The following is a 16,451-nucleotide window of genomic DNA, read 5'->3' as shown; positions in this document are numbered from 1 at the left end:
TTATCCTCTATGATCGTATTCCCGAAAATATCTTCTTTTATAGTTTTTCTGTTACCCTTGTTGTCTTCTATAATTTTATTTCCGAAAATATCCTCTTTAATTGTCTCTCTGTTTCCCTTATTATCTTCGATAATAGTGTTTCCAAAAATATCTTTCTTGATTGTTTTTTTATTCCCTTTATTGTCTTCTATAATCGTATTCCCAAAAATATCTTTTTTTACAGTAACTCTTTCGCTGTTTTGAGAAGACATCCTTGTAGAAAATAAGAGAATCGCAATAGTTATGGCTAGATAGTATTTCATAGATGTAATGTATTAAAATTAGACATCAATCTGCTATACTAATGTAGACATTTTTTATTTACGAAGGTTTAACTTTTAATGATTTATTTCTTCAAAGCTTCTATTCTTTGCAGAAGGGTAGGGTGTGAGTAATGGAAAAAAACGAATAAAGGATCGGGGTTGAGATTGCTTAGCGATTTAACTGATAGTTTCTTTAGTCCGCTGATAAGTGGTGCTGCAAGTCCGAAGCTGGCGGCATATGCATCTGCCTGATATTCGTTCTTGCGACTTAACATGCTCGAAAATACACCTAGAAAGAGAGATACAGGAGTAAATAGGACAGAGAATGCAATTAGTCCGAGATGAAAAGAAGTCTCTTTTCCACCCAAAGCCATGGCTATATCATGATTGTAGAGAAGAAGTGACAGCAGAAATAAAACAACGCCTGTATAGAAAATAGATATAGTCATTCCTTGCAGAGTATGCTTCTTTTTGTAGTGCCCTACTTCGTGAGCTAGTACGGCTACGATTTCGTCAGTAGAAAGATCGTTTATTAGCGTGTCGAACAATACTATTCGCTTTTTTGCTCCAAATCCTGTAAAATATGCGTTGGCTTTTGTCGATCTTTTGGAGGCATCCATTACATAGATATTATTAATGGCAAATCCGGCTTTGTTGGCAAAAGATTCTATTGCATCTCTCAGATCATCTTGCTCTAGTGGTGTTTGTTTGTTGAATAGTGGTACTATGATATTGGAATAAAATAATGTCATAAACAGAGAGAAGGCTGTGATTGTCCCCCATGCATATAACCATGCGTATTCGCCCAGACTTTGATAAAGCCATGTGATAAGAGCCAGAATGGCTCCGCCTAAAACGATGGTTAATAATAAGCCTTTCAACTGATCGAGCCAGAATATTTTTTTTGTGCTTTTATTGAATCCGAAACGCTCTTCTACTACAAATGTCGAATAATAATCGAGTGGGAGAGTAACTAGGTCGTTTAATATATAAATAACGCCAAAGAAAGCTAAAGTGAGTAGTATCTCATTGCTTATGTATTGTCTCAACAGGTCGTCGAGCCACCCGAAAAGACCGAGTGTCAGTACAATTAATAGGACTAAGAACGAAACGAGGCTGGTATAGAGCCCCAACTTACTGTTTACTTTCTGGTATTCTTGTTGTTTGGTATAATCGCCTTTGTCGTATATCCCTTCCAGCTGAGGAGGAATAACAGTACTCATGAGCCTTCGGTTACGATAAGCCAAATATTGAGTCCATACGAAGTCTAAAACGACTATAAAGATTATGAGCAGGAAGTAAACGTTTCCGTGAAGCATTCTATAATTTAAAATCTTTACATTACTACTCTCGAGAATGGGGCAGCATCCATCGGGCAAAATTCTTTATCTTCATACTTGAAATACCCGGTCATGGCTATCATGGCTGCATTGTCTGTAGTATATCCGAATGGCGGTATATGAATTTTCCATCCGAAACGCTTTGCATGATCCTCGAATGCGGCGCGTAAGCCAGAGTTTGCCGAAACACCTCCCGCCACAGCTACTTCATTTATCTTTAGATCTTTTGCTGCCTTTAGTAATTTATCCATCAGTATCTCTATAATCGTTTTCTGAAGAGATGCGCACAGATCTTCTTTATTCTCCTCTATAAAATTAGGATTGCTTTTCAGCTCATCTCTTAGCAGATACAAAAAAGAAGTTTTTAGTCCGCTAAAGCTATAGTCGTAACCCTGTATATGAGGTTTGTTGAGTTTAAACTTATCAGGATTTCCTATTTTGGCAAGTCTGTCTACAACAGGGCCTCCGGGATAGCCTAGTCCCATCACCTTCGCACATTTGTCGAAAGCCTCTCCGGCAGCATCATCGATTGTCTGCCCGATAATTTGCATGTCTTTATACGACTTGACCAGAATTATTTGTGAGTTTCCACCCGAAACCAATAGGCATAGGAACGGATATTTCGGCTGATTATCGTCTTCTTTATTCTCTTTGATAAAGTGCGCCAGCACATGTGCGTGCAAGTGGTTTACGTCTATCATCGGAATATCAAGAGCCGAAGATAATCCTTTGGCAAAGGAAGTACCAACCAACAACGACCCCATCAGTCCCGGCCCACGAGTAAAGGCTATGGCCGTAAGTTCTTCTTTGTTTATGCCGGCTTTCTTCAGTGCCTCATTTACTACAGGGATTATATTCTGTTGATGTGCCCTTGAAGCTAACTCGGGAACTACTCCACCATAGCTTTCGTGTACTTTCTGACTGGATATAATATTAGATAGAAGAACCCCATCCTGTATTACTGCCGCAGCAGTGTCGTCGCAGGAAGATTCAATGCCAAGTATAGTTACCATTTGGTATAATGCCTTTTTTTATTTAAAAAAATCAAGATGTATATAAACACCCGAATACGTTATATTGTTTGAAATACTTTTTTCATGTATTCCATTTCTTTTTTTATTTGATTAACACCGATAAGACCTCCGGAAGCACCGGTCGAGGCTTTTTTTATTTCAAGTTTCAATAGTTCAGGATTGTTGCTATCTATAGCAATCTGAAATTTGAAATATTTACAAAATGCGCCAAAAAGTAAGCGCATAGTGCGACTTCCTTTTTCAAAAACACCATTTCCCAAGTGTTTATAACCTAGCGAAATTAAGGAATCGCTTACAGCTTTTTCTAATTCGTCAACTGAACAGCCGGAGTATGAGTAAACGAATCTTTCAGACGACTCGTAGTCAGAACTTTTGAAATAAAGCATAATCTTTTTCGTTTATAATTTTATAGTTAATGTTAAGACATACAAAGTTAAGAAATATAATTACCTTCGCAAAGAACTTATTTTAATATGGTCAAATGAAAAATATAATATATCTCATAATATTTACGGTCGTTTCATTTGTCGGCTGTTCGGGAACTACAAAGGAAAAGAACGGCTTAGGTGAAAAAGAAGATATTGTAATAGTTCGTTTCGATAGAGAAGTATATGAGTATTTAGAGCATCCTGAGTCGATTAAAGAAGCTGCACTAAAAGAGAAATATCCTTTATTGCTCCCTGCCTTTGGAAGAATAGCGATGGACAACAGCGATCCTGTTACATTCTATCCGTCTCTGAGAGAATATTTTTCTCATCCTATACTTATGCAGATCTATAAAGATGCCGAGTCACACTATACCGATGTAAGTACTTATGAAAAAGAGCTTAGTGAGGCCAATGTTCTTGTTTCTCAATATTTGTCTGGTCGTAAACTGCCCGAATTGGCTATGCATGTATCAGGATTTAGAGAAAATGTGATTGTCTTGAATAATCTTATATCCATATCTATAGATAAATATCTGGGTAGTGAGTATTCGATGTATAAAGAGTTTTTTCAAGTATACGAACGTGAGCAGATGAAGCCCGAATATATAACACGCGATTATCTGAAAGCATGGCTAATGAGCGATGTCGTGAAAATGGGAACAGAGGAGCAAAATTTATTATCAACTATAATTGCCGAAGGAAAGACCTTGTATGCACTATCTATGTTACTTCCCCAAAAGGAAGATGGATATTATATCGGATACTCAGAAGATCAATTGATATGGTGTAAACAAAATGAGAAAATACTGTGGCAGACTGTTGTTAAGCAAAATTATTTGTTTTCTGCTGATAATATGGTGATTACACGTTTTGTTAATGATGCTGCTCATACGTCGATTGTTTCACCCGAATCTCCCGGTAGGGTAGGATGCTGGCTGGGTTGGCAGATCGTGAACCAATACGCTAAAAAGAAAAACGCATCATTACAAGAAATACTTAATACTGATGCTCAAACAATATTGAAAGAAGCAAAATATAACCCCTGATTAATTCAAAAAAAGTGTACTGTTTTCTTACTCCTCTACTTATCTAACGTGAGTTGGGCACTAAAGTTATTAACAACCTGTTTAAAAATATAATATTGAATTAAGGGTTATTTCTCTTATCTTTGAGTAAAAAATAAGAAGATACATTTCTAATAAATGGCTGACGCAAATAATAATAAAAATCAAGGAAGGCGAAAACCGAAAGAAACCAACTTAATGCCCGATATAGGAAGAATACAACCTCAAGCTCGGGAGCTGGAGGAAGCTGTTCTGGGTGCATTAATGTTGGAAAAAGATGCTTATTCGCTTGTTAGTGATATTTTGAAGCCTGAAAGCTTCTACGATACAATACATCAAATAGTATATCATGCAATACTGAGTCTGGCTGTGCGTCAGGCTCCTATCGACATGCTTACTGTAGTAGAAGAACTAAAAAAGGAAGGCCAATTGGAAGCTGTTGGAGGTCCTGTTTATATAGCACAACTAACAGAGAAAGTGGCGTCTGCTGCACATATTGAGTTCCATGCCCGCATTATTGCACAAAAGTATTTGGCGAGAGAGCTTATATCTTTTTCTTCGCAGGTAACAAATAAAGCTTTTGACGAAACCTCCGATGTAGACGATCTTATGCAAGAAGCTGAAGCTCGTTTGTTTGAAATATCGCAGGGTAATGTAAAAAAAGATTTTACCCAGATAGACCCTGTCATTAAGGAAGCGTTGGATTTGCTTGATAAAGCCGCTAGTCGTTCGGATGGTCTTAGTGGCTTACAAACGGGATTTACGGCTTTGGATAAAATGACATCGGGTTGGCAAAACTCCGACTTGGTTATTATAGCAGCTCGTCCGGCAATGGGAAAAACGGCATTCGTTTTATCTATGGCAAAAAATATGGCTGTTTCGTACAAATATCCTGTAGCATTGTTTTCTCTCGAAATGTCGAACGTGCAGTTGGTAAATCGTCTGATAGTGAATACTTGCGAGATACCGGGCGAAAAGATTAAGAACGGACGTCTGGAACCTTATGAATGGGAACAACTCGACTTTAAGATAAAAGAATTGTATGAGGCTCCATTATTTGTAGACGATACCCCGAGTTTGTCTGTGTTTGAGTTAAGGACAAAGGCTCGTCGTTTGGTACGTGAGCATGGTATCAAGATGTTAATTATTGACTATTTGCAGTTGATGAACGCAAGTGGTATGAATTACGGTAGCCGCGAGCAAGAGGTGAGTATGATATCCCGTTCATTGAAAGGTCTTGCCAAAGAGCTTAATATTCCTATCATTGCCTTGTCGCAGCTCAATCGTGGAGTTGAAGGTCGTGCAGGAGCGGAAGGTAAACGCCCTCAGTTGTCGGATTTACGTGAATCGGGAGCTATTGAGCAGGATGCCGATATGGTCTGCTTTATACACCGCCCCGAATATTATAAAATACTGGAGGACGATAAGGGAAACTCTCTTATCGGGCTAGCTGAGATCATTATTGCAAAACACCGTAATGGTGCCACAGGAGATGTACTGTTGAGATTTAAGAGTGAGTTTGCCCGATTCCAGAATGTTGATGATGACTATAATTTTGGTGCAGGTCAGAACTTTACATCTAAAATAAATACAGACGCAAATCCATCCTCTTCCGTTTCAGCAGGATTTGATCCTATGTCGGGAGGAGGGAACGACTTTGTTCCGTTTTGATATTATCTTTTCATTGCATTTTACGATGGATGGAATAGAGAAAAAGCTTATAAAAAAAGACCGGACAGTTCAACTATCCGGTCTTTTTTTTGATTGCATAAGATAAGGTTTATTTGGTGATTTCTACATCATAACTCTTCCCATCTTTGCATGTAAATTGTAGAACAGTCTCTTTTTTAGTACTGTTTAATACTTTGCAATTTGGAGTTTCTTTTATATTCCATTTGCCTTTCAATGTTATTCTAACAGGAATCTCTTTACTCTCATTATCTTTCCAAGGGCGTGAATAGATACTACGTTCTGTTCGTTTGCCATTCTTATCGAGAGCCTCATCCGAAGCTCCTCTATAAAGAGCTAAATCAGGATTGCATACAGTCAGTATCGTCTGTTGTTTGTCTTGTTTCAACATAATCAAACATGCTGTATCCACTTTTTCAATAATGCCCTCTTTTATTCTATCCAGTGTTTCGAAAACAATAAATGAAGTTGTATTAGAAATTATGTCTTTTACTATATGTGCATTCCTGTCTTGTCTCAATACTTTGTAGTCAGGTTTCTTCGCAAATGTTTTCATTACGTTTTCTTCTGTGCCGGGAATAACTACATACTCATAAGATTTACCTTTGGGAACTTTACCATGATCAATCGTTAATGAAACCCAATTACCTTCGGTTTCTTCTCCTGTATTCTGCTTTCGGGAATATTGAGGAGAATTCTTTTCGAAGCGTATATAGTCTTTATTCTTTTTGCTAGGAATATAATAACCCGTGCCAATGTGATCGACTATATAATTGTCTTTTAGTAAATTATCGTTCCGATAATAATTGTTGTCTTTCTCTGTTACTGCTAACTGAAATATTGTCGTTTCGGTATTATAGTTCGCATTGTTGTTTTCGATGTCTGTACCTAAACATATTATTTTGTTGTCGAAGAAGTGATATGATTTGCGTGCTCTGTGCGAACCGTTGTATTTATCATGTTCGTGGAGCTTCATCCCAAATGCTCCATTCTCTTTCTTTTGAGATATTCCTCCGGCAAAAGCTTCATCCGAATATAGCATTTCCTCGAATCCTGAATATGTATCAACATTCAGTATATTGGCCTTTATCTGTTCTACAGGGAGATGGATTGCTGTCGTTCCGGGTATACGCCCCCAGTCGAATCCTTCTTGTTGCCAGCCGCTGGTAGTGGGAGTTACAGTCTCCTTGCCCTTCGCGGTCATTATTTGTAAACTGCCATGTGCCAAGTACCTTCCATAAAGATTCTCTTTGATATAATGTTCGGCAGCCCACAGGTAACGAGAGTGTCCACGTACTACTGCTGCCCAGTTACTTCTGCGTTGAACAGATATACAGCCATATCCCAAGGCGATGTTGCCTCTCGGATTTTCTTCTGCTTTAATATCTTTCTTTACCAAAGATTCATATATGCTCTTTTCTGTTCTATTAAGTGTTTTCGGTACATACTCAGGAATATCGCTATTGGAGTCGTCTCCTGCCAGACGTAAAAAGGCTGCGGCCATTTCTTCATCTGTTACCTTTTGCTTGTTGGGTGTGCCGGCCATTGCCATACGGGCAAAATGGATAGGAACAAGCTGCCCTCTACCATCAGGATGGCGCCCTGACATTGATAGCGGAAAATGTTTTTTGTTACAATAGAAACGCATTGTAAGAAGAGAATTCTTTACTGTTTGGTGTGCAATTTCCGATACGGAAAACTCGGTATTGCTTAATACGTAAATCATATCTGTTGCTCCGGTCAAGCCTCCTACCGCATACGCCGGATAATTATTGCAATGATGAAAAATAGCACCGTCGGACTTGAAAGAACCTGCTAGTCCGGGTGCAGGCAGACAACCATTATCTATCCATCTCGAAAAAGATTTAAGATACTGCACCTTTTCAGGAGAATCGTTCATAATGAGAATACTAGCCATTCGTCCGCTTGTAACAGTGTTGAACGAGTCTATATCCATTCCCGGCATAGATGGTTTCAGATATACTTCATTGGTCATAGCATACCACTGCATTGTTTGTCTTGCTTGTTCCAATTTGCCGGACAGAGACAACACGTTTTTCATCAGAAAATATGCAGTATAAAGATTACGAAAACTGTAGCCATAATGGGTGAAATTTCCTAGGCAACTGCCATATACAAAGCCTTGATCGGTAATATGATCGTAGAGATTGAGAAAAATATTCTTCAATTCTTCTTTTGTCTCAGCATCTTTAGCATTATTGTATCCTGTGGCAACTCGATTCATGAAGTCGAAATAGTCTTTTACCTCTATTCCTTGCTGTGTTATCATATTCTTGTCCCAATTAGGGATAAGTCGTTCGTAGGCTTCGGCTGCTCTGCTAAAAAAGATAGGTAATCCGCTTATTTTTCCATCTGTATATTTTATGTCATATTTTAGATAGGTTTGCCGTATATCCTGCATGTCTTTATCTTTGAACAAAGAGGGGGTGTATATCAGCTCTCTAAAGCGAGATTCTATCTCATTAATTTCTTTTCGTTGCTCAGAAGATACCACATTCTTCAGTTGTATATCCGGTTTCAATAGTGATCTTTTCAAGACTACGAGCCAATGGCTATTAGTCTCTGCATTCACAAAAGGTACTTGCTGATCGGCTGTCTGATGGCGTCTGTCCATTTTTGCAGCTGTAAGTAAGTGATCTATATACAAGCTTCCTTTTACGTCTGGAGCTGTAATTCTTATTTCGTTCATACCTTCTTTAGGAGAACCTGCCATATCGCGTTCGTAGCATACCCATGCTGCACGCCAACCCGAATAATTGATGCGAAAAGGGAAAGAAGTATATTTACGCCCATCTTTAAGAAACTCGAACTGTATAAAATCGTCTATCGGATTTTCATTATAAATCCATATTATAAAAGTAGAGAGATAGGTGTCGATTCCACTAGGATCTTTTTTCTCGAATTTCAAATCTCTTTTTATACTTAACGTAGCATTTGGCTCGAATGTCCACTGTAAAGAGTTTTGTCCATCTTTGTAGTGCTTGTCAGATATTTTTAAGTCAGACTGCTTACATGAGATGAAGGACGGAACTTCCTTTTCTTCAAATGATAGAAGTCTTTCGCTTTGCACTATTTGAGAGTGGCATACGTATGGAACAATGAGAATGATAACCGTAAATATACTTTTCCAAAAATTCATTATGTCTTGCTGTATAATAATTATTTACAATCCAGATTTCTTTTTCTCATTAGTGCTTCAAGAAAATAGTAATCGGCGTAGTTGAGTGGAACGTCTATTTCTGCATCGTGAGGAATACTACCTACCGAGTGCATCAGAATGAAATTACCGTTAGTGCCTACTATTGCTCTGTATGCGTCACTGGATAGAGAAGCCATAATCTTATCTGCCGTTTTCTTATATTCTGGTTTATATTCGCTAAGCTCATACAGTCCTGATGCTATTACGGCAGCTGCCGAAGCATCACGGGGCTCGTTTGGTATATTTGGCGCATCAAAATCCCAGTATGGAATAAGATCGGCAGGCATATTTTTATGATTGAATATAAAGTTATAAATTTTTTCTGCCATTTCAAGATAACGAGGATCTTTTGTTTCTCTGTAACATACTGCAAATCCGTATAATCCCCATGCCTGACCACGAGCCCATGCCGATTCGTCGGCATACCCCTGTGCTGTACATTTACCTCTTACATCTCCGTTTATTTTATCATAGTCTACTACATGGTAGCAACTGTTGTCTTTTCTATATTGATGTTCCATTGTCGCATTTGCATGGCTGATGGCAATATGCCTGAATGTAGTATCGTTAGCCATTTTGGAAGCTTCGAAAAGAAGTTCGAGGTTCATCATATTATCAATAATAACCGGGCACATCCAGCCTTTAGTCCCTTGCCATCCTCTGTCTTCGTCCCACGATTGGATGACTCCGGCAGCCGGACGAAAACGAGTAGAAAGAGATTTAGCTGCTTCAATAATTACATCTTTATAAGCAGGGTTTTGAGTGAGTCTATAAGCATTTCCATAACTGCAATATATCATGAAACCTATGTCGTGGTGCCATTTAAGGTATTTGACTGAATCCAGAGCTTCTGTATATTTCGTTCCTGTTGTTTTCCATTTCTCATCCTTGGTCAGTTCGTACATATACCACATACTACCTGGAAAGAAACCGCTTGTCCAGTCGTCTATCGGAATATATTCTATTTTGTTATTGTAGACAGTCCTCGGATTTAGAATTTTTCCTGATTCTTCGATAAGTTTTACTTGAAAACCTAATTGTTGTGATGCAATATCTACGTTTTCTGTAATTTTTTGACAAGTAAACGTTTCTGATGTTTTATTGTCTGTATTGCATGAAAATATCAAAAAAGATATACTTGCGATTAATAAGAATTTTTTCATGTGTTTCTTTTCAAATATATAAAAATTAGTTTTTTATAGGGTAATAGTCTCTCTTTATAATACCGGATATAACAGGTAACCATTGATTTGAATATCCGGCATTATAAAAAATCTGATTAAAGATAAACTTTGAAAACTGTTAGTCTATTACTTTTAGTACAACCTCTCTGACTACTTCCGATGTTGACTCGAAATTACTATTACGTCCAATCACAGTCACTACATAAACGCCTGTTGTATCGTAACGATATTTGTAGCTATCCAGTCTTGTAGTTATCGTTTTAATTCCTATACCCGAATCAGGAGTACGAGCGTTGATAATAAAGGGGTTAGATACAAGCCAGTCGTGGTTTAGAATACCTCCGGTCGAAGTAGAGTGGATTCTTATTTTAGGATCGGAAGCGTTGGAAATATTACTAACATTCCAAACACCAGGAGTTTGGTCACTTACAGTATTATAAGCTGCATTTCCTACAGCATACATATCGAGAGGCGTAAAACCCATATTAACAGCTTTGATGTTGGATTCGATACCATTCGATATTAGAGTGTTCACTACTTTAAGATCGTATATTTCCCATACAGGTTGAGCTGATGAATTATCTGTTGTATGATATTCGAATGCAACAGTTAATCGTTGCTTACCTAAATATTGGTCTAACGGAACGTTCACACGAGGAGATGCTCCTCCCGGTTTTTGAGGTATTTGACATAAATCAGTTATGTCTATCCAGTTTGTTTTTTCTACAGCTATAGAGTCTGTTTTTTTATTGTTTTTTACCATGCCTGTAAACTCAGTTGATATATAAACCTTCAGAGTGCCGGCTACAGTGGCATTAGAGCCATATTGTGTTTTTGTAGCCAATTCCAGTCGTGAAGTAATTTGGTCTACTGGAGACTCGGTCAGATGACGTTTACTATATTCTCGACCATTTTCTCCACTATAGAATGTTATAAAATCGGGATTCCCTGAGAAGTTGAAGACAACGTCTGTTGATCTTTTTACCACCAAAGTATCTCCGATATTATATGCTTCTTCCGATGTTACTTTCATATCTAGTTTTACATCTTCGTCGAGCCTTTTATCACATGCTGTTAACAATAGGGCAAATGTATAAGCTGCCAATAAATATATTTTGTTGCGCATAATATTTCTATTTTTTTATATTAAATAGTTTTACCAACCAGTATTTTGTGTTATAGCTTTGTTGGTAGATATTTCCCAATCGGGAATAGGAAAATAAACATAGTTAGGTGTTACTTTATAGTAGTTTGCAGCATATCGGTGTCCGCTATTCCATCCTTCACGAGATGTATAGTTTACCATGTCTTGCATTTTTGAGTAAAACTCCCCCCAACGAATGAGATCCCAACGGCGCAATCCTTCGAAGCATAGCTCCATTGCTCGTTCATCTTTTACTGCATCTCTAAATTCTTCGGGACTTAAGCCTGATAAAGGTGTTTTGAGTCCGGCTCTGTCACGTACTTCATTTATACACTCATAAGCTAATGTAGTAGGTCCATTAATTTCATTTTCGGCTTCAGCTAACATAAGTAACACATCGCTATAACGTAGTATGGGAAAGTTAATAGGTGTGTAATTTTTGTTCTTTGGTGCTACTACCTCATGCTCGCGACGGTATTTAGCTGCACATCGAGTTTTGTTAACGCTTTGTGTTGCTGTGTAGTCTGTACAAGGCATGCCATCTACGCTGGTTAATCCGTCAGGGCGTTTTCCATCATAGTAGATACGTCCTATGACAGGAGCAGGTTGTCCTGCACCCGGAGATGTTCCGTAATTATACTCGTAAGGAGCTATATTCCAGTTTCCTCTTTCAGTATCTTTGGCCTTTTCGTACATTTCGTATAGCTTAAGAGATGCATAAGCAAATCTATAGCTGTATCCGGGATTTTTCATTCCTATTTCATTTTTGTATGTGTCTGACGCAGAATAGTCCTGAGTACTTCCGAATCCTATTGTATTCCCGATTCTTCCGGCTGAATAATTAGGGGAGTTTACTCTGTTTCCTGCTTCTTCGGCTTCCCACATACTTTCGCGCATACCGCTGCTGTTATATTTGTCTTCACTCAGATCGAGAAAAACTCTGCTGTATGAAGGTGTAAGGTCGTGTAACTTACTCAATTTTACTTGCTCTGCCCAATGTTTAGCCCGTTCGAAGTATTTAGGAACATTTGCATCTGCCGGCAGATTGTCTCGATAATGTTCTCCTGCTCTGAAAAGATAGATACGAGCCAAAATTCCTTGTGCTGCTGTTTGGCTGATTGTTCCCATATGACCGGTCGATTTACCCTCTGCTGAGATCGGATTCAGCTCATCTGCTCTTGACAGAAGAGGAATTGCAGTTTCTATATCTGTTATTATTTGGTCATAAATTACTTGTTTATTAGTACGAGGGATGCTTAGCCCTTCTACACTTTTGGTAGACTCCAGCTTGAATGGAACATCTCCCCAACCTTGTATAAGGTGAAAATAATAGAATGAACGAAGAAACAGCGCCTGAGCTTTTACTTTTTCGCGTGCAGTAGAGCTTATTTCTGGATTCTTGTCTGCTCCTTCAAGGAGCATATTGGCTCTGTTTATGCCTTCGTATAAAACTCTCCAAAATGTAGTAATATCTGCTGTTCCACTATTTGCATTAGCACACAATATACTTGTATAAGCAGTAGAACGCTGATAGAATGTAAGATCGTCACCTCCTGCTATATACAGAGGATAATAACTGCCATAAAAGAACTCTTGCATAAGAGGGCTATACACGCCTAGCAAGAAACTGTTTAGTTCGTTTTCGTTATTAAAATAGGTTTCGGGAGTCAATTCTCCGTTTGGTTCCTTGTCGAGGAAATCGCTACACGATGTGATGCTTACGACCAGAAACAGGGATAATATAATATATTTTATAGTTTTCATATTTCGTCTTTTTTATATTAAAAACTAAGATTTAATCCAAAGTTGAATGATGCTGATCGTGGGTAAGCAGAGAAGTCGAGTCCCGGAGTAAGAGCATTATTCTTAATTGATACTTCAGGATCGTAGCCTGAATAATTTGTAAATGTATAAAGGTTTTGAGCCGATACATAAACACGAGCTTTGCTTATTTGCAATTTCTTCAATAGTTTGGCCGGGATGGTATATCCTAGTGCTATAGTTTTGATACGAAGATACGATCCGTCTTCGACTATACGTGAAGACATAACCAAATTGGAAGAAGATGAGCTTACTCGAGGAATATCACTATTCGGATTGTCGAATGTCCAACGATTGGCATAAGAAGCAAACTGATTTAAGTCTTTTTTCTTATTGAACCCGTTTTCGAACATCAAACGATTCGCATTTAATATATCATTTCCGTAACTCCATTGTAGGAAAACACTTAAGTCGAAGCCCTTATACTCAAAGTTGTTTGTGAAACCTCCAATATGCTTAGGATCTCCACGTCCGATAATAGTACGGTCGTTAGAGTCAATAACCCCATCTCCGTTTATATCACGATATTTAGGATATCCGGGTTGAGTATTAGCTTCTGACGAATAATTAGCTATTCCCGGTTTTAATATATAGTTCCCTCCTACATAATCGAACTCTTCCAATTTATACGTACCATCATACAAGTATCCGTACATCATGCCGATAGGCATACCCACTTTGGCAATATAACTTGGTGTGGAGTTGAAATTCTGGTCGAATGTAGCAATAGTTGTTTTTGACTCTACATTTTCTGCCAGATTTAAAACCTTATTAGTATTAAATGCAATATTGAAGTTAGATGACCATTTGAAATCTTTTGTATTCACATTCATTGTATTAATTGTAAATTCCCATCCTCTATTACGAACTTTACCAATATTTCTCATTGCGCCTCCGTATCCGGAAGATAAAGGTAGTTCTGTAAAGAACAATAGATCGGAGGTAGTCTTGTCATACCAGTCTGCTGTGAAATTTATACGATCTTTCAAAAAAACTAGGTCTATACCTGCATTGGTCTGTGAAGTTGTTTCCCATTTCAATCCTTTGTTAGGAAGGCTGATAGGAACTACACCTACCGAGTTTACATTATTGCCTACAGGATATACTCCATGCGAAACACCATTAGGTGTGGTATAATTTCCCGAAGTAGCAAAAAGCATATCCAGACGAGCGAATCGGTCGTAAGCCCCTATACGGTTATTACCAGTCTGTCCCCATCCGAAGCGGAATTTACCAGAATCTAGTATCGTTTTTTTGTCTTTTAGGAATGATTCTTCAGTAAATGTCCATGCGGCTGACATGGAAGGGAAATATCCCCATCTGTTACTTTTATCAAACTTAGAAGAACCGTCGGCACGAAACGATGCTGTAAGATAATATTTAGAAGCATAGTCATAGTTGAATCTGCCTAAATAAGATAATAGTGACTCACTTTGTATAACAGCATCTATGATACTTGGTGTTCCTTGATCCATACCTGCCATACCAAGAGACTCGTAAGGAATTTGTATTGTCGATACGCTGTTGTATTTATATAAGGATTCTTGTGCAGTAATACCTGCTACTCCGTTTATATTATGCTTTTTGTTGAATGTCTTGCTATAAGATATGGTATTTTCATTCAGCCACGTAGCCTTTTCTGAAGTTGTAAGTGTTGCATTCACTCCACTGGTCGATCCTGGATATCCATAGCGGGTTTTAGAGTTGTTGAATGTTTCGCCACGTCTGTTGTCTGTGGTATATCCTCCCGAAACTTTTAGTCTGAGGTTGTTTATTATTTCGTATTCGGCAAAACCGTTAAACTGTAGATAAGTTATATAGTTTTTCCGATAGTCATTTTGAAGAGACATAATAGGATTGAAACGATAATCGTTTACTGTTTCTATGCCCTCATCCCTAATATTGTCTAGCAGGCTTGACAAAGGTGTACTTGGTTGAGTTACCGGGCGATATCCCCATACACTATAAAAGAGGTTGTTCATCCCGCTATATGAGTTCTGCGAAGGGCTTGCTCCTGTGGTTACCGATCTGTTGTAATTGACTGATAGGTTTGTGTTAAGTTTTTTCTTTCTTACGTTAAACCCAAGTCGTCCTTGCATCTTATTATAGTTAGATCTCAAAACTATACCATTTTGGTCAAAGTACGATAGAGAAGCATTATATCTGGCTTCTGTAGTTCCTCCTGTGACTGACAGATTGTGGCTCTGTTGCCAGGCATCGCGAAATATTTTGTCTTGCCAGTCGTATTGAGGAACATTGCGATAGTCTTCGAGAGAATAAGTATGTCCTTCGTAAGTTTGGTAATAACCAAAATTTCCTGACATTTCTGCTGTTGTATATATTTCCGACTGAAGTTTTACAAACTCATAGGCATCCATCATCTTTATTTTGTTGGATAACCATTGTACTCCTGCACTGAAATCGTAATTGATTTGAGGTGCTCCTACTTTCCCTTTCTTCGTGGTAATCATAATCACACCATTAGCTCCACGAGCTCCATAAATAGCTGTGGCTGATGCATCTTTTAAGACATCGATAGATTCTATGTCGTTAGGGTTGATAGATGCACTAACTGTTGGATCTTCTACCGGAAAGCCATCAATAACATATAACGGAGAATTCTCTTGTGTGATTGAGTTATTACCTCGAATAACTATATTCATAGTTCCTCCGGGAGTACCTTCCGAAGACGAAACCTGAACACCTGCAAGACGTCCGGCCAAGGCTTGGTCGAAACTAGGAACAGGGGCTTTGAGCATATCATCCAGATTTGCTTTGGCTACAGATCCTGTAAGGTCGCGTCTGCGGATATTCTGATAACCTATAACCACAACTTCATCCAAAAATTTGGAATCTTCTACCATTGCTATAGACATCGGTTTTGCTGGGGTTACTTGTTTTTCTAATGGGGTATATCCAACGTATGAAAACATCAGTATATCGGTTTTCTTAGCTACGCTGATACTGAATTTTCCGTCTATATCAGTTACAGTACCCTTTTTCTCATCATTTTTTACTTTTATAGTAACACCTATGAGAGTTTCTCCTTTTTCATCTACTACCTGACCGGTGATAAGCACTTGTGCGCTTAAAGTGGAGGTTGAGAAAATGAATAAAAAGAGGAGAATAGTTTTAAATAACATTCGCTTTTTTTTCATAAAAAATTATTTAAGGTTATATTTTGATTGTCTAAAATGAAAAGTTGATTGATGTTTTGTCATACGG

10 protein-coding genes and 1 pseudogene are annotated in these 16,451 nt (G+C 38.1%); 2 read left to right on the top strand and 9 right to left on the bottom strand.

Annotation, left to right across the window (positions count from 1 at the left end):
• The 4 genes and pseudogenes from BGC7_RS12165 to BGC7_RS12150 all read right to left on the bottom strand — a co-directional run.
• Positions 1 to 251, bottom strand: a pseudogene (locus tag BGC7_RS12165) (hypothetical protein); the annotation flags it as partial.
• Positions 252 to 385: 134 nt separating this feature from the next.
• Complete coding sequence (locus BGC7_RS12160) at positions 386 to 1,621, bottom strand: M48 family metallopeptidase (RefSeq protein ID WP_050701870.1); 1,236 nt, start codon at positions 1,619 to 1,621, stop codon at positions 386 to 388.
• A 17-nt stretch (positions 1,622 to 1,638) separates the two neighbouring features.
• On the bottom strand, positions 1,639 to 2,655 hold the full coding sequence (tsaD, locus tag BGC7_RS12155; RefSeq protein WP_050701869.1) for a tRNA (adenosine(37)-N6)-threonylcarbamoyltransferase complex transferase subunit TsaD: 1,017 nt from the start codon (positions 2,653 to 2,655) through the stop codon (positions 1,639 to 1,641).
• 59 nt (positions 2,656 to 2,714) lie between these two features.
• Positions 2,715 to 3,062: a hypothetical protein gene (locus BGC7_RS12150; RefSeq protein ID WP_050701868.1), complete on the bottom strand. Its 348-nt coding sequence runs from the start codon at positions 3,060 to 3,062 to the stop codon at positions 2,715 to 2,717.
• 95 nt (positions 3,063 to 3,157) lie between these two features.
• Here BGC7_RS12150 and BGC7_RS12145 point away from each other — a divergent pair, with 95 nt between their 5' ends.
• Both BGC7_RS12145 and dnaB read left to right on the top strand, forming a co-directional pair.
• On the top strand, positions 3,158 to 4,150 hold the full coding sequence (locus tag BGC7_RS12145) for a gliding motility lipoprotein GldB (RefSeq protein WP_050701867.1): 993 nt from the start codon (positions 3,158 to 3,160) through the stop codon (positions 4,148 to 4,150).
• Between the two features lie 216 nt (positions 4,151 to 4,366).
• A complete protein-coding gene (gene dnaB / locus BGC7_RS12140) occupies positions 4,367 to 5,839 on the top strand; it encodes a replicative DNA helicase (RefSeq protein ID WP_242034390.1) in 1,473 nt (490 codons plus the stop codon).
• 109 nt (positions 5,840 to 5,948) lie between these two features.
• On the opposite strand, the gene BGC7_RS12135 is transcribed toward dnaB, so the two are convergent.
• From BGC7_RS12135 to BGC7_RS12115, 5 genes are all read right to left on the bottom strand, one after another.
• Positions 5,949 to 9,017, bottom strand: a complete 3,069-nt coding sequence (locus BGC7_RS12135) for a chondroitinase family polysaccharide lyase (protein WP_050701865.1) — start codon at positions 9,015 to 9,017, stop codon at positions 5,949 to 5,951.
• Positions 9,018 to 9,037: 20 nt separating this feature from the next.
• On the bottom strand, positions 9,038 to 10,240 hold the full coding sequence (locus BGC7_RS12130; RefSeq protein WP_050701864.1) for a glycoside hydrolase family 88 protein: 1,203 nt from the start codon (positions 10,238 to 10,240) through the stop codon (positions 9,038 to 9,040).
• Positions 10,241 to 10,379: 139 nt separating this feature from the next.
• Entirely contained in the window at positions 10,380 to 11,387 is a 1,008-nt protein-coding gene (locus BGC7_RS12125) for a DUF5017 domain-containing protein (RefSeq protein ID WP_050701863.1), read from the bottom strand.
• A 30-nt stretch (positions 11,388 to 11,417) separates the two neighbouring features.
• On the bottom strand, positions 11,418 to 13,169 hold the full coding sequence (locus tag BGC7_RS12120; RefSeq protein ID WP_050701862.1) for a RagB/SusD family nutrient uptake outer membrane protein: 1,752 nt from the start codon (positions 13,167 to 13,169) through the stop codon (positions 11,418 to 11,420).
• Positions 13,170 to 13,186: 17 nt separating this feature from the next.
• The gene (locus BGC7_RS12115) at positions 13,187 to 16,384 is read right to left on the bottom strand and encodes a SusC/RagA family TonB-linked outer membrane protein (protein WP_082206699.1); all 3,198 of its coding nucleotides are present in this window, start codon (positions 16,382 to 16,384) and stop codon (positions 13,187 to 13,189) included.
• Between the last annotated feature and the right edge of the window lie 67 nt (positions 16,385 to 16,451).

Origin of the sequence: Dysgonomonas sp. BGC7, from assembly GCF_001261735.1 — a bacterium.
GTDB lineage: Bacteria > Bacteroidota > Bacteroidia > Bacteroidales > Dysgonomonadaceae > Dysgonomonas.
This window is presented reverse-complemented; position numbering and strand designations above follow the sequence as displayed.

Excerpts from the sequence above, each read along its gene's own strand:
- dnaB (WP_242034390.1), top strand. The coding sequence starts at position 4,367 with ATGCCCGATATAGGAAGAATACAACCTCAAGCTCGGGAGCTGGAGGAA.
- BGC7_RS12120 (WP_050701862.1), bottom strand. The coding sequence starts at position 13,169 with ATGAAAACTATAAAATATATTATATTATCCCTGTTTCTGGTCGTAAGC.
- BGC7_RS12150 (WP_050701868.1), bottom strand. The coding sequence starts at position 3,062 with ATGCTTTATTTCAAAAGTTCTGACTACGAGTCGTCTGAAAGATTCGTT.
- BGC7_RS12125 (WP_050701863.1), bottom strand. The coding sequence starts at position 11,387 with ATGCGCAACAAAATATATTTATTGGCAGCTTATACATTTGCCCTATTG.
- tsaD (WP_050701869.1), bottom strand. The coding sequence starts at position 2,655 with ATGGTAACTATACTTGGCATTGAATCTTCCTGCGACGACACTGCTGCG.
- BGC7_RS12130 (WP_050701864.1), bottom strand. The coding sequence starts at position 10,240 with ATGAAAAAATTCTTATTAATCGCAAGTATATCTTTTTTGATATTTTCA.
- BGC7_RS12115 (WP_082206699.1), bottom strand. The coding sequence starts at position 16,384 with ATGAAAAAAAAGCGAATGTTATTTAAAACTATTCTCCTCTTTTTATTC.
- BGC7_RS12145 (WP_050701867.1), top strand. The coding sequence starts at position 3,158 with ATGAAAAATATAATATATCTCATAATATTTACGGTCGTTTCATTTGTC.
- BGC7_RS12160 (WP_050701870.1), bottom strand. The coding sequence starts at position 1,621 with ATGCTTCACGGAAACGTTTACTTCCTGCTCATAATCTTTATAGTCGTT.
- BGC7_RS12135 (WP_050701865.1), bottom strand. The coding sequence starts at position 9,017 with ATGAATTTTTGGAAAAGTATATTTACGGTTATCATTCTCATTGTTCCA.